At 73.7% G+C, this 18,705-nt stretch carries 18 protein-coding genes and 1 pseudogene; 13 read left to right on the forward strand and 6 right to left on the reverse strand.

What is annotated here, in order from left to right:
• Nucleotides 1-346 precede the first annotated feature (346 nt).
• Both DMH08_RS31340 and dnaE read left to right on the forward strand, forming a co-directional pair.
• Nucleotides 347-1,210 (forward strand): AraC family transcriptional regulator, encoded by an 864-nt coding sequence (locus DMH08_RS31340; protein ID WP_325052959.1) that lies wholly within the window; start codon nt 347-349, stop codon nt 1,208-1,210.
• Between the two features lie 126 nt (nt 1,211-1,336).
• On the forward strand, nt 1,337-4,867 hold the full coding sequence (dnaE, locus tag DMH08_RS31345; RefSeq protein ID WP_026405849.1) for a DNA polymerase III subunit alpha: 3,531 nt from the start codon (nt 1,337-1,339) through the stop codon (nt 4,865-4,867).
• Between the two features lie 87 nt (nt 4,868-4,954).
• Here dnaE and DMH08_RS31350 read toward each other — a convergent pair whose 3' ends face one another.
• Nucleotides 4,955-5,656: a DUF6882 domain-containing protein gene (locus tag DMH08_RS31350; protein WP_026405850.1), complete on the reverse strand. Its 702-nt coding sequence runs from the start codon at nt 5,654-5,656 to the stop codon at nt 4,955-4,957.
• A 128-nt stretch (nt 5,657-5,784) separates the two neighbouring features.
• Here DMH08_RS31350 and DMH08_RS31355 point away from each other — a divergent pair, with 128 nt between their 5' ends.
• On the forward strand, nt 5,785-6,387 hold the full coding sequence (locus DMH08_RS31355) for a hypothetical protein (RefSeq protein WP_233617918.1): 603 nt from the start codon (nt 5,785-5,787) through the stop codon (nt 6,385-6,387).
• On the opposite strand, the gene ybaK is transcribed toward DMH08_RS31355, so the two are convergent.
• On the reverse strand, nt 6,271-6,777 hold the full coding sequence (gene ybaK, locus DMH08_RS31360; protein ID WP_026405851.1) for a Cys-tRNA(Pro) deacylase: 507 nt from the start codon (nt 6,775-6,777) through the stop codon (nt 6,271-6,273). The genes DMH08_RS31355 and ybaK overlap by 117 nt on opposite strands.
• 75 nt (nt 6,778-6,852) lie before the next feature.
• Complete coding sequence (locus DMH08_RS31365) at nt 6,853-7,515, reverse strand: LON peptidase substrate-binding domain-containing protein (protein WP_026405852.1); 663 nt, start codon at nt 7,513-7,515, stop codon at nt 6,853-6,855.
• A 240-nt stretch (nt 7,516-7,755) separates the two neighbouring features.
• Here DMH08_RS31365 and hisD point away from each other — a divergent pair, with 240 nt between their 5' ends.
• Genes hisD through DMH08_RS31400 form a run of 8 tightly spaced genes read left to right on the forward strand, consistent with a single transcriptional unit; the run spans nt 7,756 to nt 13,939 of the window.
• On the forward strand, nt 7,756-9,063 hold the full coding sequence (gene hisD, locus DMH08_RS31370) for a histidinol dehydrogenase (RefSeq protein ID WP_125619583.1): 1,308 nt from the start codon (nt 7,756-7,758) through the stop codon (nt 9,061-9,063).
• Nucleotides 9,060-10,148 carry a histidinol-phosphate transaminase gene (locus tag DMH08_RS31375; RefSeq protein WP_026405854.1) on the forward strand — a complete coding sequence of 363 codons (1,089 nt, stop codon included), beginning with the start codon at nt 9,060-9,062 and terminating at the stop codon, nt 10,146-10,148. Before hisD ends, DMH08_RS31375 begins: the two co-directional genes overlap by 4 nt.
• A complete protein-coding gene (gene hisB, locus DMH08_RS31380) occupies nt 10,145-10,738 on the forward strand; it encodes an imidazoleglycerol-phosphate dehydratase HisB (protein ID WP_026405855.1) in 594 nt (197 codons plus the stop codon). The genes DMH08_RS31375 and hisB overlap by 4 nt, the downstream gene beginning before the upstream one ends.
• Before the next feature lie 2 nt (nt 10,739-10,740).
• The gene (locus DMH08_RS41205) at nt 10,741-10,911 is read left to right on the forward strand and encodes a hypothetical protein (RefSeq protein ID WP_169528906.1); all 171 of its coding nucleotides are present in this window, start codon (nt 10,741-10,743) and stop codon (nt 10,909-10,911) included.
• The gene (hisH, locus tag DMH08_RS31385; RefSeq protein WP_125619585.1) at nt 10,908-11,549 is read left to right on the forward strand and encodes an imidazole glycerol phosphate synthase subunit HisH; all 642 of its coding nucleotides are present in this window, start codon (nt 10,908-10,910) and stop codon (nt 11,547-11,549) included. Before DMH08_RS41205 ends, hisH begins: the two co-directional genes overlap by 4 nt.
• A 41-nt stretch (nt 11,550-11,590) precedes the next feature.
• Nucleotides 11,591-12,310 (forward strand): bifunctional 1-(5-phosphoribosyl)-5-((5-phosphoribosylamino)methylideneamino)imidazole-4-carboxamide isomerase/phosphoribosylanthranilate isomerase PriA, encoded by a 720-nt coding sequence (gene priA / locus DMH08_RS31390; RefSeq protein WP_026405857.1) that lies wholly within the window; start codon nt 11,591-11,593, stop codon nt 12,308-12,310.
• The gene (gene hisF / locus DMH08_RS31395; protein ID WP_026405858.1) at nt 12,307-13,068 is read left to right on the forward strand and encodes an imidazole glycerol phosphate synthase subunit HisF; all 762 of its coding nucleotides are present in this window, start codon (nt 12,307-12,309) and stop codon (nt 13,066-13,068) included. The genes priA and hisF overlap by 4 nt, the downstream gene beginning before the upstream one ends.
• A 25-nt stretch (nt 13,069-13,093) precedes the next feature.
• A complete protein-coding gene (locus tag DMH08_RS31400; RefSeq protein WP_125619587.1) occupies nt 13,094-13,939 on the forward strand; it encodes an ATP-grasp domain-containing protein in 846 nt (281 codons plus the stop codon).
• Here the strand turns inward: DMH08_RS31400 and DMH08_RS31405 are convergent, their stop codons facing one another.
• Complete coding sequence (locus tag DMH08_RS31405; RefSeq protein ID WP_199748098.1) at nt 13,940-15,685, reverse strand: CocE/NonD family hydrolase; 1,746 nt, start codon at nt 15,683-15,685, stop codon at nt 13,940-13,942.
• Between the two features lie 273 nt (nt 15,686-15,958).
• Between DMH08_RS31405 and DMH08_RS31410 the strand changes: the two genes are divergently transcribed.
• Nucleotides 15,959-16,546 (forward strand): hypothetical protein, encoded by a 588-nt coding sequence (locus DMH08_RS31410; RefSeq protein ID WP_125619589.1) that lies wholly within the window; start codon nt 15,959-15,961, stop codon nt 16,544-16,546.
• Between the two features lie 48 nt (nt 16,547-16,594).
• On the opposite strand, the gene DMH08_RS31415 is transcribed toward DMH08_RS31410, so the two are convergent.
• Nucleotides 16,595-17,785 (reverse strand): winged helix DNA-binding domain-containing protein, encoded by a 1,191-nt coding sequence (locus tag DMH08_RS31415; RefSeq protein ID WP_125619590.1) that lies wholly within the window; start codon nt 17,783-17,785, stop codon nt 16,595-16,597.
• A gap of 19 nt (nt 17,786-17,804) precedes the next feature.
• On the reverse strand, nt 17,805-18,149 hold the full coding sequence (locus DMH08_RS31420; protein WP_125619592.1) for a hypothetical protein: 345 nt from the start codon (nt 18,147-18,149) through the stop codon (nt 17,805-17,807).
• A 142-nt stretch (nt 18,150-18,291) separates the two neighbouring features.
• On the opposite strand from DMH08_RS31420, the pseudogene DMH08_RS40460 reads away from it, so the two are divergent.
• Nucleotides 18,292-18,705 (forward strand): annotated as a pseudogene (locus tag DMH08_RS40460) (hypothetical protein); the annotation flags it as partial.

Raw genomic sequence — 18,705 nt, forward strand, 5'->3', positions numbered from 1 at the left:
GGGTTCGGTCGGCGTGCCGGGGGCGGTGACCGGGTCGTTCATGTGCGTGTTCCCTCTCTGGCGGGCCCCGGTCGGGGCGGGCCGTGAAGGGGGGAGTCCGGGCCGCCCGGTCGGGGAAGTGTCGTTCCACGAGAAAAGGCAGAGCCCAGGGGGCTCTGCCTCGGCCGGCTCCGGGGGTCGTCGCTCAGGTGCGCGCGTCGACCGGCTCGGTCGGAGCCGGCTCGGTAAACGCGGTATAGCGACGGTCCATGCCGACGATGGTAGGCGGGACGGCCGGGGGCGCGTCAAATCCCGGGACGGCTCGTCTCGTGTCGTGAGACAGGAGGCGGTGGCTAGCATGTCGGGCATGGGGGGAGAGGTCGCGCATTACTGGCGGCATCCCGCGCTGCCCGACGTCGGCCTGCTGCGGGCACGGTACGTGACGCACCGGTTCTCGCGGCACGTCCACGACGGGTACGCGATCGGGGTCATCCTCCACGGGGTGGAGGAGTTCGAGCATCCGGGGGGCGTCGAGCGGGCCGGGCGCGGCGCGGTCGTCGCCGTCAACCCGGGCACCGTCCACACCGGGCAGGCGGGGGAGCCCGACGGCTGGGCGTACCGCATGACCTACCCGTCGGTCGCGGTCCTCGCGGAGATCGCTGCCGAGCTGGGCCTGCCGCGCGGCACGCCCGCGTTCCCGAGCCCGGTCCTGGACGATCCGGACGCGGCGCGGCGGCTGCGCGCCGTCCACCGGGCGGGGGAGCGGGGCGACGCGCTCGCCGCCTCCACGATGCTGCGGACGGCCTACGCGGCGTTGCTGCGGCGGCACGCGGCCCGGTACCCGGCGGCCGGGGCGCAGGCCGCGCCGCCCGCCCTGCCGCGGGTGGTCCGGGACGCGCGGGACCTGCTGCACGCGCGCCTGGTCGACCCGCCGGCGCTGGAGGAGCTGGCCGCGGCGGTCGGGGCCCGGCCGTTCCCGCTGCTGCGGGCGTTCCGGGAGGCCACGGGCCTGCCGCCGCACGCGTACCTGAACCAGGCGCGGGTCCGCGCGGCGGCCGCGCTGCTGGACGAGGGGCTGCGGCCGGGCGAGGTCGCCGCCCGCACCGGGTTCGCCGACCAGGCGCACCTGACGCGCCATTTCAAGCGCACCATGGGCGTCCCGCCGGGCGCCTACCGGGCCGCCCGGGGGTTCGGGAGTGTCGGGTCCCGGGAGACCCGAGAAGAGGGTTAAGGTTTCAGGACCGCGTCGCCCCGGAGCTCCCGTCCGGGCCGGCGATCTTCCCCCGGGACCGACGGCGACACCGCGTGCCGACCGCACGCGGGCGGTCGCATGCCACGAGCAGGAGGTGCGCCAGGCATGGCCGACTCTTTCGTCCATCTGCACGTTCACACCGAGTACTCCATGCTGGACGGGGCCGCCCGGTTGAAGCAGATGTTCGAAGAGGTCGGGCGGCAGAAGATGCCCGCGATCGCGATGACCGACCACGGCAACATGCACGGGGCCTTCGACTTCCACAAGCAGGCCACCGCCGCGGGCGTCACCCCGATCATCGGCATCGAGGCGTACATGGCGCCCGAGTCGCGGTTCCACAAGAAGAAGGTCCAGTGGGGCGAGCCGAGCCAGAAGCGCGACGACGTCTCCGGCGGCGGGCTGATCAACCACATGACGCTGTGGGCGCGCAACAAGGCGGGCCTGCACAACCTGTTCAAGCTGTCGAGCCGGGCCTACACCGAGGGCTTCGTCTTCAAGTACGCCCGGATGGACGAGGAGCTGCTCGCCGAGCACGCCGACGGGGTGATGGCCACGACCGGCTGCCCGTCCGGCAAGATCCAGACGCGGCTGCGGCTCGGGCAGTTCGACGAGGCGCTGAAGGCGGCCGCCACGTTCCAGGACATCCTCGGCAAGGAGAACTACTTCCTGGAGCTGATGGACCACGGGCTCGACATCGAGCGCAACGTCCGGCAGGGCCTGCTCGACATCGGCAAGAAGCTGAACATCCCGCCGGTCGTGACGAACGACTCGCACTACACCCACGAGTCCGAGGCGACGGCGCACGACGCGCTCCTGTGCGTCCAGGTCGGCAAGCAGCTCGCCGACCCCGACCGGTTCCGGTTCAACGGCAGCGGCTACTACCTGAAGACGGCGGACGAGATGCGCGGCATCGACTCCTCGGACGCCTGGCAGGAGGGCTGCCGCAACACCCTGCTGATCGCGGAGCGGGTCGAGCCGGAGGGCATGTTCGAGTACCACGACCTCATGCCGCGGTTCCCCGTCCCCGAGGGCGAGACCGAGGAGACCTGGTTCCGCAAGGAGGTCTGGAAGGGCCTGGAGCGGCGCTTCCCGGAGGGGATCCCCGAGGAGTACACGAAGCAGGCCGAGTACGAGATGGGCGTCATCCTCGGCAAGGGGTACCCGTCCTACTTCCTCGTCGTCGCCGACTTCATCATGTGGGCCAAGGAGAACGGCATCCTGGTCGGCCCCGGGCGGGGCAGCGCCGCCGGCTCGCTCATCGCGTACGCGATGGGCATCACCGACCTCGACCCGCTCCCGCACGGCCTGATCTTCGAGCGGTTCCTGAACCCCGAGCGCGCGTCCATGCCCGACATCGACATCGACTTCCCTGAAGACCGGCGGGCCGAGGTCATCAAGTACACGACGGAGAAGTGGGGCGCCGACAAGGTCTCCTTCATCGCCACCTTCGGCACCATCAAGGCGAAGGCCGCCATCAAGGACGCCGGCCGCGTCCTCGGCTTCCCCTACGCCCTCGGCGACCGCATCTCCAAGGCGTTCCCGCCCGCGGTCATGGGCAAGGACATCCCCCTGTCGGGCATCTTCGACGAGAAGCACCCCCGGTACGGCGAGGCGGGCGAGCTCCGCAAGCTGTACGAGGAGGAGAACGACGTCAAGCAGATCATGGACCTGGCGCAGGGCCTGGAGGGACTGATCCGGCAGACCGGCGTGCACGCCGCCGGGATCATCATGTCCGGTGAGACGATCACCGACCACGTCCCGATCATGCGCCGGGACGCCGACGGCGCGATCATCACGCAGTTCGACTACCCGACCTGCGAGACGCTCGGCCTGCTGAAGATGGACTTCCTGGGCCTGCGGAACCTGACGATCATCGACGACGCGCTGCAGGGGATCAGGAAGAACAAGGGCACCGAGGTCGACCTGCTCGCGCTGCCGCTGACCGACCAGCCCACCTACGACCTCCTCGCCCGCGGCGACACCCTCGGGGTGTTCCAGTTCGACGGCGGGCCGATGCGGGCGCTGCTGCGGCTGATGAAGCCCGACAACTTCGAGGACATCTCCGCCGTCGGCGCCCTGTACCGGCCCGGCCCGATGGGCGCCAACTCCCACACCAACTACGCGCTCCGCAAGAACGGCCAGCAGGAGATCACCCCGATCCATCCCGAGCTGGAGGAGCCGCTCAAGGACATCCTCGGCACGACCTACGGCCTGATCGTGTACCAGGAGCAGGTCATGGCGATCGCGCAGAAGGTGGCGGGGTACTCGCTCGGCAAGGCGGACCTGCTGCGCCGCGTCATGGGCAAGAAGAAGAAGGCCGAGCTGGACGCGCAGTTCGAGGGCTTCGAGGCCGGGATGATCGAGCGCGGCTACTCCAAGGAGGCCGTCAAGACGCTGTGGGACATCCTCGTCCCGTTCTCCGACTACGCGTTCAACAAGGCGCACTCCGCCGCGTACGGGCTGGTCTCCTACTGGACGGCCTACCTGAAGGCGAACTACCCCGCCGAGTACATGGCGGCGCTGCTGACGTCCGTCGGCGACGACAAGGACAAGAGCGCCCTGTACCTGAGCGAGTGCCGCCGCATGGGGCTGAAGGTGCTGCCGCCGGACGTCAACACCTCCGAGGCCGACTTCACCCCGCTCGGGGACACCGAGATCCGGTTCGGGCTGTCGGCGGTCCGCAACGTCGGGACGAACGTCGTCGAGGGCATCGTCGCGGCGCGCCGGGAGAAGGGCGCCTACACCGACTTCAACGACTTCCTCAACAAGGTCCCGCCGATCGTGTGCAACAAGCGGGTCGTGGAGTCGCTGATCAAGGCGGGCGCGTTCGACGAGCTCGGCCACGAGCGCAAGGCCCTGCTGATGGTGCACGAGCAGGCCATCGACTCGGTCATCGACATCAAGCGCAAGGAGGCCATCGGGCAGGACTCCCTGTTCGGGGCCCTGGAGGACGAGAGCGGCGAGGACGCGTTCGCCGTCGCGATCCCCGAGGACGAGGAGTGGGACAAGACGACCCTCCTCGCGTTCGAGCGGGAGATGCTCGGCCTGTACGTCTCCGACCATCCGCTGCTCGGCGTCGAGCACATCCTGGAGCGCGAGGCCGACTGCGCCATCGCGTCCCTCAACGAGGGGGAGCGGCCCGACGGCCAGATCGTCGTCGTGGCGGGGCTGCTGTCGGGCCTGCAGCGCAAGGTCACCAAGCAGGGCAACTCGTGGGCGATGTTCCAGCTGGAGGACCTCGCCGGCTCGATCGAGGTGCTGTGCTTCCCGTCGGCGTACCAGCTGTGCTCCACGCTGCTCGCCGAGGACGCGATCCTGATCGTCAAGGGCAAGCTGGACCGCCGCGAGGACGTCGCGAAGATCATCGCGATGGAGGTCACCCAGCCCGACCTGACGGTCACCGACGCGATCGGGCCGCTGTCGGTCAGCCTGCCGCTCAACCGCTGCACGCCGCCGACCGTGTCGCGCCTCAAGGAGGTGCTGACCACCCACCCCGGTTCCGCCGAGGTGCACCTGCACCTGCAGAACGGCCCCCGCACGACGGTCGTCCGGCTCGACGACCGGCTCCGCGTGTCGCCGTCCCCCGCGCTGATGGGCGACCTGAAGCAGCTCCTCGGCCCGTCCTGCCTCGGCTGACCGCCCAGGGCCCGGCGTGCGGGACGCCGGGCCCGGCGAGGAGCTCGGGCGGCGGGACCCGCCGCGTCGGGGAGGCCGGGGCCCGGGTCAGCCGCCGAGGCCGGCCGGGCTCAGCTCGGACCGCCAGTCGAGGAACCGGCCGAGGCCGTCGAAGTGGACGCGGGCGCGGGCGCCGGGCGCCAGCACCTCGGTCTCCATGTCGGTCTGCCGGTACCCGACGCGGTGCTCGGCGAGGAACCCGGCGAGGGTGAGCCGCGGCTCGTGCGGGAACAGGCCGGTGGCGTCCTTGAGCAGCCGCGGCACGGTGACCGGGTCGAAGGACGTGGCGGGCACCCGGGGATCGTCGACGTGCAGGTACGCCGAGCCGCCGTCGTAGCCCGCGTTGATGTAGCCGCCGCCGCGCAGCACGCCGCCCGCGGCCATCGCGATCAGCTCGCCGCCGTGCCCGGCCGTGCCCTCGTACCAGGACAGGTCCACCTCGGGGGTGGTGAACTCGGTGATGCCCAGCCGTTCGCCGACCGTCCGGACGACCAGCGTCGGGGCGACCGCGGGGTGCTCGTCGCCGAACTGCGGGTTCGCCCACCCCCACAGCCAGGTGCGCTCGCGGACGGCGTAGCTGCCGAGCAGCGAGACCCGGACCGTGACACCGCCGCTGGTGTAGGTGCGGGCGGTGAGGTCGGCGCTCCAGTCCTCGCGGGGCAGGAATTCCGCGAGCGCCTCCTGCCGCTGCAGGACGACGGCCGCCAGGGCGGCGCCGAGGCGTTCGAACGCGGGACTGAATCCGGACATGTCGGGCACACTATCCCAGTGGTCGAGGCGGGTGCGGGCGTCGCGAGACCGCCCTTGCATTGTCGATCGGTTGACCACGGCAGGCTAGTCTTTCGCCGACAGCGGAGTCTCGGATGGGAGCGGGCGAGGTGCGCGGACCGACCGGTAGACGCGTGGCGGCCGGGCTGGTCACGACCCTGATCATGGCGGTGCTCGGGCCCCTCGCGGGGCTGCTGTGGGCGGCGACCGCGCCCGAGGTGACATATGTCATCTTCCGCGGCGACACCTACCTCGCCGACCCCGAGAGCCAGGCGCCGATCGGCACCGACCTGCGGTTCGCGCTGATCGTCCTGGCGGCGGGCGCGCTCTGCGGCGGCGCCGCCTACCTGGCGGGGGGCCGCGGCAACGACATCGCGCTGCTGCTCGGCCTGGCCGCGGGCGGCGTCCTCGCCGGGCTGCTCGCCTGGCGGACCGGCCACATGATCGGCCTGGACGAGTTCCGCGCCGCGGTGCGCGCCGCCGCCGACCGGGAGCGGGTCGCCGGCGTCGCCGAGCTGCGCGCCCGGGGACTGCTGGTGTGCTGGCCCGTCGCCGCGGTCGGCGCCTACGGCGTCCTCGAACTGGCCGTGCGGCGGCTACCCGCGCGCGACGGCCGCGACCCGGGCGCCGGTGAGGCGGACGAGGTCGGCGGGGCGCAGCTCGATCTGGAGTCCGCGCCGACCGGCGGAGACGTAGACCGTCGGGAGGGCTGAGGCCGACGCGTCCAGCACCGTCGGCAGCCGCCGGCGCTGCCCGAGCGGGCTGATCCCGCCGACGACGTACCCGGTGGCGCGCTCGGCGTCGCGCGGGTCGGCCATCTTCGCCCGCTTCCCGCCGGCGGCCGCGGCCAGCGCCTTGAGGTCCAGGCTGCCCGAGACCGGGACGACGGCGACGGTGAGGTTCCCGTCCACCTCGGCCAGCAGGGTCTTGAAGATGCGGTCGTGCGGGATCCCCAGCGCGTCGGCGGCGGCGGCCCCGTAGGACTCGGCGTCGGGGTCGGGCTCGTAGGGGTGCAGGGTGTGCTCGATCTTCGCCTTCGCGGCGGCGACGGTGGCCGGCGTCCCGCCGCCTCCCTGCTTCCCGCCGGACTTCGTCTTGCCCATGGGCCGAGTCTCTCGCACCCGTCCACCGGTTTTCCGCGTGCGGGGCCGCGCGGCGGCGCCGGCCGCGGCGGCGCGTCAGTTCGGGTGGAACGAGCCGTCCAGGAACTGGCCGGCCGGGAGGGTCGGCAGCGACGCCAGGATGCGGTTCTCCCGCAGCAGCAGGTCGCGCTCGGCGCGCAGCCGCAGCGCCGCGTCCTCGCACTCCAGGACGCGCTGCTTCTCGTGCCCGTCCAGGATCAGCGAGGACGCGATGAGGTACGACAGCCGCACGGGGTCGGCGGGCAGCTCGACCTCCTCGGCGGGTCCGGCGCCCGCGGTGCGCAGCCGCTCCAGGTACCGGCCGAACAGCCAGCGGACGTGCCGCGCCGCGGGCGCCGGGTCGGTCCCGGGCTCCTCGGGGAGGAACTCGACCTCGCCCTGCAGGTAGGGGCGCGACCGGTCCAGCTCCTTGAGCCGGAACCGGCGGGTGCCGACGGCCACGACGTCGTACCGCCCGTCCGGGTGCCGCGTCGTGTCGTGGATCTCGGCGAAGCACCCCACCCCGGACAGCCGGCGCGCCGCGTCGTTGCCGACCTCGTGCCCCAGCTCGATGTTGACCACGCCGAACCCGCGCGGTTCGGGCGCCTCCAGGAGGTCGGCGACGAGGCGGCGGTAGCGTTCCTCGAAGAGGTGCAGCGGCAGGACCAGGCCCGGGAACAGCACGGTGCCCAGGGGGAAGAGGGCGATCCGCTCCGTCACGCTGTGTCTCCTGTGCTCGCGGGGGGCGCCCGCCGGTGTGGACGCACTCCACGGAAGCCTACGTCCCCGCCGATGATCTTGGTAAGCATCGGTTTTTCAGATTGTGAAGCGGGAGTCACCCCGGCGGGCGCGCGGCGGGACGGCGCGGCGGGACGGCCCCGGCGTGGCGTGCGTCTCTCGTGCGTCTCGGCACGTGAGACGGGGCGCGAGGGGGCGGGCGCACTCCGTAGACTGGGCGGCGTGATTTCCCGTATCGACCTGCGCGGCCCGCTTCCCGGCGAGCTGCGCTCCGTGCTGCCCCGTGCCGAACTCGACGTCGAGGCCGCCCTGGACAAGGTGCGGCCCATCTGCGACGACGTCCGCCATCGCGGGTCCGCGGCGGTCCGGGAGCACACGAAGACCTTCGACGGGGTCGAGCTGGAGAGCGCCCGCGTCCCGGTCGCCGAGATCCACCGGGCCCTCGCCGAGCTCGACCCGAAGGTCCGCGACGCCCTCGAGGAGAGCATCCGCCGCGCCCGCATCGTGCACCGGGCGCAGCGCCGCACCGACGTCACCACGCAGGTCGTGCCGGGCGGCACCGTCACCGAGCGGTGGATCCCCGTCGGCCGCGTCGGGCTGTACGTCCCGGGCGGCCGCGCCGTGTACCCGTCGAGCGTCGTCATGAACGTCGTCCCCGCGCAGGAGGCGGGCGTCGGGTCGCTCGCCGTCACCTCGCCCCCGCAGGCCGAGTTCGGCGGGCGGCCCCACCCGGCGATCCTCGCGGCGTGCGCGCTGCTCGGCGTCGAGGAGGTGTACGCGGCGGGCGGCGCCCAGGCGATCGCGATGTTCGCCCACGGCACCGACGAGTGCCCGAGCGCCGACCTCGTCACCGGGCCCGGCAACGTGTACGTCGCCGCCGCGAAGCGGCTGCTCAAGGGCGTGATCGGCATCGACGCCGAGGCGGGCCCGACCGAGATCGCGGTCCTCGCCGACGGCACCGCCGACCCGGTGGCCGTCGCCGCCGACCTGATCAGCCAGGCCGAGCACGACGTGCTCGCCGCCGCCGTCCTCGTCACCGACGCGCCCGAACTGGCGGACGCGGTCGAGACCGAGCTGAAGGCGCAGGTCGCGCGGACGAAGCACGTCGAGCGGATCACCGAGGCCCTCGCGGGCCGCCAGTCCGGCATCGTCCTGGTCGACGACGTCGAGGCCGGGCTGAAGGTCGTGGACGCCTACGCCGCCGAGCACCTGGAGATCCACACCGCCGACGCGGCCGCCGTCGCCGCGCGCGTCCGCAACGCCGGGGCGATCTTCATCGGGCGGCACGCGCCGGTGTCGCTCGGCGACTACCTCGCCGGGTCCAACCACGTGCTGCCCACCGGCGGGTGCGCCTGCCACTCCTCCGGCCTGTCGGTGCAGGCGTTCCTGCGCGGCGTCCACGTCGTCGAGTACGACCGCGACGCGCTCGCCGCCGCCACCGGCCGGGTCGTCGCGCTCGCCGAGGCCGAGGACCTGCCCGCGCACGGCGCCGCGCTCAAGGCCCGCTTCGACTGGGAGATCCCGTCGTGACCGACCTGTCCGACCTGCCGCTGCGAGACGACCTGCGCGGCCGGAAGCCCTACGGCGCCCCGCAACTGGACGTCCCGTACGCGCTGAACACCAACGAGAACCCGTACCCGCCGTCCGAGGCGCTGGTGAAGGCGCTCGGCGAGGCCGTGGCGGACGTCGCCGGCACCCTCAACCGCTACCCCGACCGCGACGCGGTCGCGCTCCGCGCCGACCTCGCGGCGTTCCTCGACGCCGATACGCCCGGCGCCGGGATCACCGGCCGCCGGGTGTGGGCGGCGAACGGCTCCAACGAGATCATCCAGCAGATCCTGCAGGCGTTCGGCGGCCCCGGCCGCACCGCGCTCGGGTTCGAGCCGTCCTACTCGATGCACCCGATCATCACCGCGGTGTCCGGCACCCGGTGGGTCGACGCCGCCCGCGACACCGACTTCGGCCTCGACCCGGCCCGCGCCGTCGCCGCCGTCGAGGAGCACCGCCCCGACGTGGTGTTCCTGACGTCGCCGAACAACCCGACCGGCACGTCGCTGCCGCCGGAGACGATCGAGGCCGTGCTGGACGCCGCGCCCGGCATGGTCGTGGTCGACGAGGCGTACGCCGAGTTCCGCCGCGCCGGCACCCCGTCCGCGCTGACGCTGCTGGACGGACGGCCCCGCCTGATCGTCACCCGCACGATGTCCAAGGCGTTCGCGATGGCGGGCACCCGCCTCGGCTACCTCGCCGCCGACCCGGCCGTCATCGACGCGCTGCTGCTGGTGCGGCTCCCGTACCACCTGTCGGCCGTCACGCAGGCCGTCGCCCGCACCGCCCTGGCGTACGGCGGCGAACTGCTCGGCACCGTCGACGCGCTGCGCCGCGAGCGCGACGACCTCGTCGCGTGGCTGCGCGGCGAGGGCCTCGCGGTCGCCGATTCCGACGCCAACTTCGTCCTGTTCGGCCACTTCCCGGACCGGCGCCGGGTCTGGGAGGGCCTGCTCGAGCGGGGCGTGCTGATCCGCGAGGTCGGGCCGCCCGAATGGCTGCGGGTCAGCGTGGGCACCCCCGACGAGATGGCGGCGTTCCGCACCGCACTGAAGGAGAGTCTGTGACGCGCAAGGGCAGAGTCGAGCGCGGGACCAAGGAGACCCAGGTCCTCGTCGAGATCGACCTCGACGGGACCGGCCGGGTCGATGTGGCCACCGGCGTGGGGTTCTTCGACCACATGCTGGCGCAGCTCGGCAAGCACGGGTCGTTCGACCTCACCGTCAAGACGACCGGCGACCTGCACATCGACAGCCACCACACGATCGAGGACACCGCGATCGCGCTCGGCCAGGCGTTCCGCGAGGCGCTCGGCGACAAGGCCGGCATCCGCCGGTTCGCCGACGCGTCCATCCCGCTGGACGAGGCGCTCGCGCAGGTCACCGTGGACGTCTCGGGCCGCCCGTACCTCGTGCACGTCGAGCCGGACGGCATGGCCCCGATGATCGGCCCCGAGTACGACACCACGATGACCCGGCACGTGTTCGAGTCGTTCGTGTCGAACGCCCGGGTGGCGATGCACGTCCACGTCCCGTACGGGCGCAACGCCCACCACATCGTGGAGGCCCAGTTCAAGGCCCTCGCCCGGGCGCTGCGCGACGCGGTCGCGTTCGACCCGAAGGTGCACGGCGTGCCGTCCACGAAGGGGGCCCTGTAACCGTGGAGATCGGCGGCCTGGAGTTCACCTACGCCAACGTCGCGATCTTCGCGGTGGCGGTGTTCCTGCTGGCCGGGGTGTACAGCTTCGTCAAGCAGGGCCTCAAGATCGCCGCGGTGATCGTGTTCGTGCTGGCCGCGATGGCGTTCGCCGGGGGAGTGATGTGGCTGTGAGCCGCCCCGAGATCGTCGTCCTCGACTACGGGTCGGGGAACCTGCGGTCCGCCGAACGGGCCGTGGCCCGCGCGGGCGCGTCCGTCACCGTCACCGCCGACCGGGACGCCGCGCTGAACGCGGACGGCCTGGTCGTGCCGGGCGTCGGCGCGTTCGCCGCCTGCATGGCCGGGCTGAAGTCCGTGCACGGCGACCAGATCATCGGCCGCCGGCTCGCCGGGGGGCGGCCCGTGCTCGGCATCTGCGTCGGCATGCAGATCCTGTTCTCCAAGGGCATCGAGCACGGCGTCGCCACCGAGGGCTGCGACGAGTGGCCCGGCACCGTCGACCGGCTCGACGCGCCGGTCGTCCCGCACATGGGCTGGAACACTGTGGACGTCCCCGCGGGCTCCGCCCTGTTCCGCGGCATCGAGGACGCGCGGTTCTACTTCGTCCACTCCTACGCGGCGCGCCGCTGGGAGCTGGAGCCCGACCCGACCGGACGCATCGCGCCGCCGCTCGTCACGTGGGCCGAGCACGGCGACCGGTTCGTCGCCGCCGTGGAGAACGGCCCGCTGTGCGCCGCGCAGTTCCACCCGGAGAAGTCCGGCGACGCGGGCGCGGAACTGCTGCGCAACTGGCTCTCCACCCTTTCCTGAACACGTCCGCCGATAGGTTTTCGCATGACTGGGGTTCCCGCATGACTCTGACGCTCCTTCCCGCCGTCGACGTCGCCGACGGACAGGCCGTGCGCCTCGTCCAGGGCGAGGCCGGCACCGAGACCTCCTACGGCGCCCCGCTGGAGGCCGCCCTGGCCTGGCAGGAGGCGGGAGCGGAGTGGATCCATCTGGTCGACCTGGACGCCGCGTTCGGCCGCGGCTCCAACCGGGAGCTGCTCGCCGAGGTCACCGGCAAGCTCGACGTGAAGGTGGAGCTGTCCGGCGGCATCCGCGACGACGCGTCCCTGGAGGCGGCGCTCGCGACCGGCTGCGCCCGCGTCAACATCGGCACCGCCGCGCTGGAGAACCCCGACTGGTGCCGCAAGATCATCGCGTCGCACGGCGACCGCATCGCCGTCGGCCTGGACGTGCGCGGCACCACCCTCGCCGCCCGCGGCTGGACCCGGGAGGGCGGCGACCTGTGGGAGGTCCTCGCCCGCCTCGAGGACGACGGCTGCCCCCGCTACGTCGTCACCGACGTCACCAAGGACGGCACCCTGCGCGGCCCGAACACCGACCTGCTGCGCGACGTGTGCGCCCGCACCGACAAGCCCGTCGTCGCGTCCGGCGGCGTCTCCTCCCTGGACGACCTGCGCGCCATCGCCGCGCTCGTCCCGGACGGCGTCGAGGGCGCGATCGTCGGCAAGGCGCTGTACGCCGGGGCGTTCACCCTCGAGGAGGCCCTGGAGGCCGTCAAGTGACCGTCGCCGTCCGCGTCATCCCCTGCCTGGACGTCGACGCCGGGCGCGTCGTCAAGGGCGTCAACTTCCAGAACCTGCGGGACGCGGGCGACCCGGTCGAGCTCGCGCACCGCTACGACGCGGAGGGCGCCGACGAGCTGACGTTCCTCGACATCACCGCGTCCAGCGCCGACCGCTCCACCACCTACGACGTCGTCCGCCGCACCGCCGAGCAGGTGTTCATCCCGCTGACGGTCGGCGGCGGCGTCCGCACCGTCGACGACGTCGACCGGCTGCTGCGCGCGGGCGCCGACAAGGTGTCGGTGAACACCGCCGCGATCGCCCGCCCCGAGTTCCTGCGGGAGGCGGCGCACCGGTTCGGCTCCCAGTGCGTCGTGCTGTCGGTGGACGCGCGCCGCGCGCCCGGCACCCCGTCCGGGTTCGAGGTGACCACCCACGGCGGGCGCAAGGGCACCGGCATCGACGCGGTCGAGTGGGCCCGCCGCGGCGCCGAGCTGGGCGTCGGCGAGATCCTGCTGAACTCGATGGACGCCGACGGCACCAAGAACGGCTTCGACCTGGAGATGCTCGCCCGCGTCCGGGAGACCGTCGCGATCCCGGTGATCGCCAGCGGCGGCGCCGGCGCGGTCGGGCACTTCGCCCCCGCCGTCGAGGCCGGCGCCGACGCCGTCCTCGCCGCGAGCGTCTTCCACTTCGGCGATCTGAAGATCTCCGAGGTCAAGGACGCCTTGAGCACCGCCGGACACCCCGTCCGCTGACCCGGAGGACCCCGGAGAACCCCCCATGCGCGTCGCCCTCGCCACCTGCTCCTTCCTGCCCGACGGCAACGACGACGTCCGCGCCCTCGCCGCGGCCCTCGACGGCCTCGGCGTGCGCGCCGAGCCCGCCGTCTGGGACGCCGACACCGACTGGTCCCGGTACGACCTCGTCGTCGTCCGCACCACCTGGGACTACACGCACCGCGCGGACGAGTTCCTCGCGTGGGCCGACGGGCTCCCGCGTATCCTCAACCCCGCGTCCGTGCTGCGCTGGAACACCGACAAGCGGTACCTGCGCGACCTGGCCGACGCGGGCGTCCCGGTCGTCCCGACCCGCTGGGACCCCGACGACGTCCCGTCCGACTGGCCCGAGTACGTGGTCAAGCCCGCGGTGTCGGCGGGGTCCCGCGACACGGCCCGGTGGAGCACCGCCGAGGCCGGGGCCGCCCGCGCGCACCTGCGCGGGCTCCGCGACGCGGGCCGCACCGTCATGGTGCAGCCGTACCTGTCCGGCATCGACACCGCGGGGGAGAAGGCGCTGGTCTTCCTCGACGGCGAGTACAGCCACGCCGCCCGCAAGGCCCCGATCCTCGCCCCCGGCGCGGGCGTCCAGGGCCTCGTCGTCCCCGGCGACGGCCGCGGCGCCGTCACCGGAGCCGTCGCGACCGCGGCCGAGCTGGCCGTCGCGCGCCGCGCCCTCGCCGCCGTCCCGGGCGCCCCCGACCTGCTCTACGCGCGGGTGGACCTCGTCCCCGGGCCGGACGGCGCGCCGGTCGTCCTCGAACTGGAGCTGGCCGAGCCCAACCTGTTCCTGGCGCACGGCGACGACGCGGTGGGGGTCCTGGCGAAGGCGATGCTGGCGCGGCTCTGATCAGGTCCCGTCGCGGATGAGCCGCTCCTCGGCCTCCGGGTCGGGGTCGGCGCACTCCGGGGACGCCTCGACGACCGGCAGCAGGATTGCCGAGGGGTGGTCGGGGTCGTGGAAGACCTCCTGGTGCGCGGCGACCATCGCGCGGGCGGTGACGAGCGGCTCGCCGGTGCCCGGGTTCGCCGCGACCTTCGGGTGGGCGCCGCTCGCCACGTGCACCCGGACGCGGTGGCCGCGGCGGAACCGGTGGCCGGTCGGCCACAGGTCGACCGCGATGCGGCGGATCCCGTGGGTGCCGATGGGCTTCTCGGCGGCGGCCGGGAGCCGCAGGCCGCCCTCGCACACGTTGCGGGACGCGCCGTCCGGTCCCACGTCGCAGAGCCGGACGACGAAGTCGGTGTGCGCGCGGTCGGACCGGACGAACAGGTCGGCGGCGAGCGGCCCGATGACGTCCAGGTCCCGGTCGAGGACGGGCGAGGTGAACACGAGCACGTCGTGCCGCCGCTCCAGCGGCCGGTTGTCGACGGGCCGGGAGCTGCCGAGCAGCGTGGGGCCGCCGAGCGCCGGGGTGGGGTGCTCGGGGTCGAACCGGTAGGCGCTCGGCCGGGAGCGGCGCGGGCCGTCGGGGCCGAGCCCGCCGCCGGGGTGCAGGTGCCAGCGCTCCTGCCGCATCCCGGGCGGCGGCCAGTCGCGGTAGTCGCGCCACTCGCGGGCGCCCGTCACGTACACCCGGACGGGGGCGGGGCGCAGGCCGGACGGGTCGCCGAGCAGGTGCGCGCGGAACCAGGCGAGCGACTCCCGCAGCGACACGATCCCGTGCCGGGGGTCGGTGTGCCACCAGGGGCCGATCGTGAGGTAGGGCCGGTGCCCCGCGGCCCGCAGCGCCAGGTAGTCGCGGATCTCCCACGGCAGGAACACGTCGAACCAGCCGCCGAGCAGGTGCACCGGCGCCGCCACCTCGCCGACGGTGCCGCTGAAGTCGCGGGTGTCCCAGTAGCCGTTGTCGGCGCCCTGCGCGGCGAGGAGGTCCTGGTAGAAGCGCATCACCTCGCCGCCGGTGAGCACGTCCAGCTCCGACAGCGGACGGCCCGAGGCGGCGGCCCGCGCCACCCTGCGGCGCGCGAGCAGCGGCCCGGTCAGCAGGCCGAGCGGTTGCTGCTGCTGGTGCGTCAGGTTCGTCCAGGTCAGCGTGGACTCCAGCGCGAACGACCCGCCCACGTAGGCGGCGTCCCGGAACGAGGACGCCGTGACCTGCAGCGACATCGCCTTCAGCTCGGGTCCGGCCTCGGCCGCGGTCGCCCACGCGGTGTACCCGAGGTAGCTGGCGCCGTAGGTGGCGAACGACCCGTTGAACCACGGCTGCCGCTTCAGCCACTCGACGGTGGCGAGCCCGTCGTCGCGTTCGCTGCCGAGCGGGTCGAACTCACCGCCCGAACCGAACGTCCCGCGCGCGCTCTGCGCGACGAGCTGGAACCCGAATGGGACGAACAGCAGCCCGTTCGCCAGCGCGGCCGGGCCGCGCCGCCCGTACGGGGTGCGCACGAGGATCGTGGGCGGCGGTTCCTTCGCCCCGGCCGGGATGTACCGGTCGGCGAGCAGCGTCACGCCGTCCCGCATCGGGACGGGGATGTCGCGCTCGACGGTGTAGCGGGGCAGTCCGGGCGGCCGGGGCAGCCCGGGCGGGCGCGGGAGCCCGGGCGGGCGGGGGATCCGGATCGGCGGAGTGGGCAGTCGGTCCCACGGGGCCATGTTCCCTCCCCTGTCCTGGCCGTTATGTGCTTTCACGACCATACGTAACCGTTCATGCCGCGCCGAATCCCCGCCGTCACACCGGTCACGGCCGTCCGGCGGGCACCAGGGGCCCCGGCGGAACCCGTTCCGAACCGCGTTCGGGACAGGTGGCGGGTGCCGGGGCGGCCCCCCGTCTGGTGGACGGGCCCTCCGGATGAGATCGTGGACGGGACCGATCCTGATCAGGGGGAACAGCAGGGGGACGCCATGTGGCCAGGGGCGAATCTGCCGATGGGAACGCCGCCCGTGGGGGCGGCCGGCTCGGCCGGGCCGCCGCCGCCCATCCGGCCCGCCGCGGGCTGGTACGCGCTGCCGATCGCCTTCGGCGTCCTGGCCGTGCTGGTCTTCTTCGGCGCGTTCGCGCTGCTGTGGACGGACTCGGAGGTCGCCGACGGGCCCTCGTCGGAAGGCCCCGAGTCGGGCGTGACACTCCGCCTGGAAGAGGGGTACGGCTACTTCGTCTACGTGCGGGCCGGCGCTTCGGAGCCGCAGTCCTGCGCCGTCGTGGCGGGGGAGCGGACGATCCCGGTCCGGCTGACCACGGAGCACTCCTGGGTGGCGTCGGACGTCGAGAACTACGCGTACGCGGCGACGTTCACCTCGCCGGTCACCGGGCAGGCGCAGGTGGCGTGCCAGGGGACGGGCGGCTGGATCCGGGTGCAGCCGGACGACGCGTCCCTGCTGTACCTCGGTTTGGCGTTCTTCCTGTCGCTGGGGTTCGTGGTCGTCGCCCTCGCGTCGCTGCCGGTGATCATGCTGCGGCGCAGCGCGGCCCGGCGCCGCGCCGCCGCCGTGACCGGCCCGCCCTACCCGTACTGAGGCCCGCGTACCGACGCCCGCGCGAGGGCGCGCGCCGCGGCCGGCGGGTCAGGAGCAGAGTTCGCGTTCGAGGGGCGTGCGGAACCTCGGGACCGCGCGGACGTCGCCGTACCAGGCGGCGATCCGCTCGGCCTCCCGCTCGGCGGCCGCGCGCGCCTCGGCGCCCGCGTCCTCGAGGAAGCGCAGCGCGATCTCGCCGTCCGGCCGCTGCGCCCAGCCGCCGACGATGCGGCCGTCCCACCAGACCGTCGGGCCGATGTTGCCGTTGCGGTCGAACAGCGCGGGACGGTGCTCGCCGAGGAACCAGTCGCGGTCCTGCCAGCCCATCGGGGTGGGGTCGAGGGCGGGCAGCAGCGCCGCCCACGGTTCGGGGGCCCCGACCGGCTCCAGGTCGTCGGCGAGGACGATCCCGGTGGTGCCGTCGAGGTCGACCTCGGCGGTGTCGAGCGGCGCGAGCGCCTTCTTCACCTGCGCGGCCGTCCAGCCGGTCCACCACTTGAGGTCGGAGACGGGCGCGGGCCCGAACGCCCGCAGCCACCGCTCGACCAGTCCGGTGCGGGCGTCGTCGGCGGGCATCGGCGCGATGCCGCCCGGCAGCCACGTCTCGACGGGCGCCCACCGGTACTGGCTGCTGGTCCACGACCCGTTCGGGCGCCCCCGCACGATGCGGCCCGCGCAGCCGAGGACGACCAGCACCCACGTGGTGATGCCGGTGGGTTTGGAGTAGGACTTGCCGGGCGCCGGGTCCACCCGGGTGCGCAGCAGCGGCTCGTCCGCGCTGAGCTGCGCGCCGGTCGCCTCACCGCGCGCCAGCAGCGCCCGGTGCGCGGCCTCCTCGACCTCGGTGAACCACGCGAGGACGTCGGTGAGTCCCGGGTCGCGGTCGAGGAGGCCCTTCTCGATCATGCGGGCGTAGGTGGCGCGCTGCTTGGCCGCGAGCGCGTCGGCCGTGGACGCCTGCAGGACGGGCACCAGCTCGGTGGGGGCGACGAACATCGTTCGCCGCATCGCCAGCATCCGCAGCAGCGTCCGGTCGTCGTAGAGGGCGCGCTCGACCGCCGCCGGGTCCGCCCGCACGCTGCGCGCCGCGACGGACAGGAACACCGTCGCCGGGTCGGTGGCGTGCAGGACGACCAGGGAGCGGGCGATGTCCGGGACGTCGTCGGTCCTGGACATCGCGGCCAGCCTGTGCCGTCGCCCGAGCCGGGCGCGCCGCTCCGCGACGCTCATCGAACGCATGTACGAGAGTGTAGTCCGGTCAGGGGTTCGCGGTGATCTCGACGACGACCTTGTCCTGCGTCACCGACTTCACCGAGACGTCGAAGCCCTCGGCCTCCTCGCCCTGCTCGCCGTCGCCGACCGGGAGGGTGATGTTGTTGCCCTCGATGGCGAGGGTGACGGTCTCGCCCTGGACGCTGACGAGTTCGGCGTCCACGCCGAGGATCGACGCGCTCGCCTCGACGCCCCGGTCGAAGGTCACGGTGCAGGAGTTCACGCCGCAGTCGGTCTCGGCGTTCGTCCCGCTGCACGCGGCGACCGCGCCGAAGGGCAGCAGGAGAACGGGGAGGATGGCCAGCTTCCGCCGGGCAAGCGAGTTGGTCATGGAGGGAGTCTATGAGGGCGGGCCCCGGCCGGTCGCCCTCCGGGAGGCTGAACTTCGCGATGCGAAAGTAGTACCGGACGGTGACGCTCGCGGGGCGCGCCCCGGCTGGAACGGCGGGCACCGCCGTGATCTTCTGGAACGTGTGCGGGAGGACGCCGCCGCGCCCGGCGGGCTCGTCGTCTGCGCCGCGCTGCGCCTGGAGGCCCGCGCGGTGCGGCGCGGCCTCGCCCGCGCGCCCGTCGTGGTCGTCGGCTACCGGGCCCGCCGCGGGCCGCCCGCGTCCGGCGGGGTCCTGGCGGTGGTGGGGTTCGGCGGCGCGCTGGACGCGCGGCTGCGCCCCGGGGACGTCCTGGTCGCGGACGAGATCCGGGGCGCCGGGCCGCCGGTGCCGTGCCCGCGGCCGCAGGCCCTCGCGGACGCCCTGGCGGAGGAACTGGCGGCGGACCTGGCCGGCGGCCCGGCGGGGGAGCGGGCCCGGGCGGGGGCCGGGGGGCTGGTCGGGCCGCCGCTGACCTCCCCGGACGGCGCTGGCGGCGCCGGGCAGGCCCGGCTGGCC

Source organism: Actinomadura sp. WAC 06369 (genome assembly GCF_003947565.1).
Lineage (GTDB): Bacteria > Actinomycetota > Actinomycetes > Streptosporangiales > Streptosporangiaceae > Spirillospora > Spirillospora rifamycini.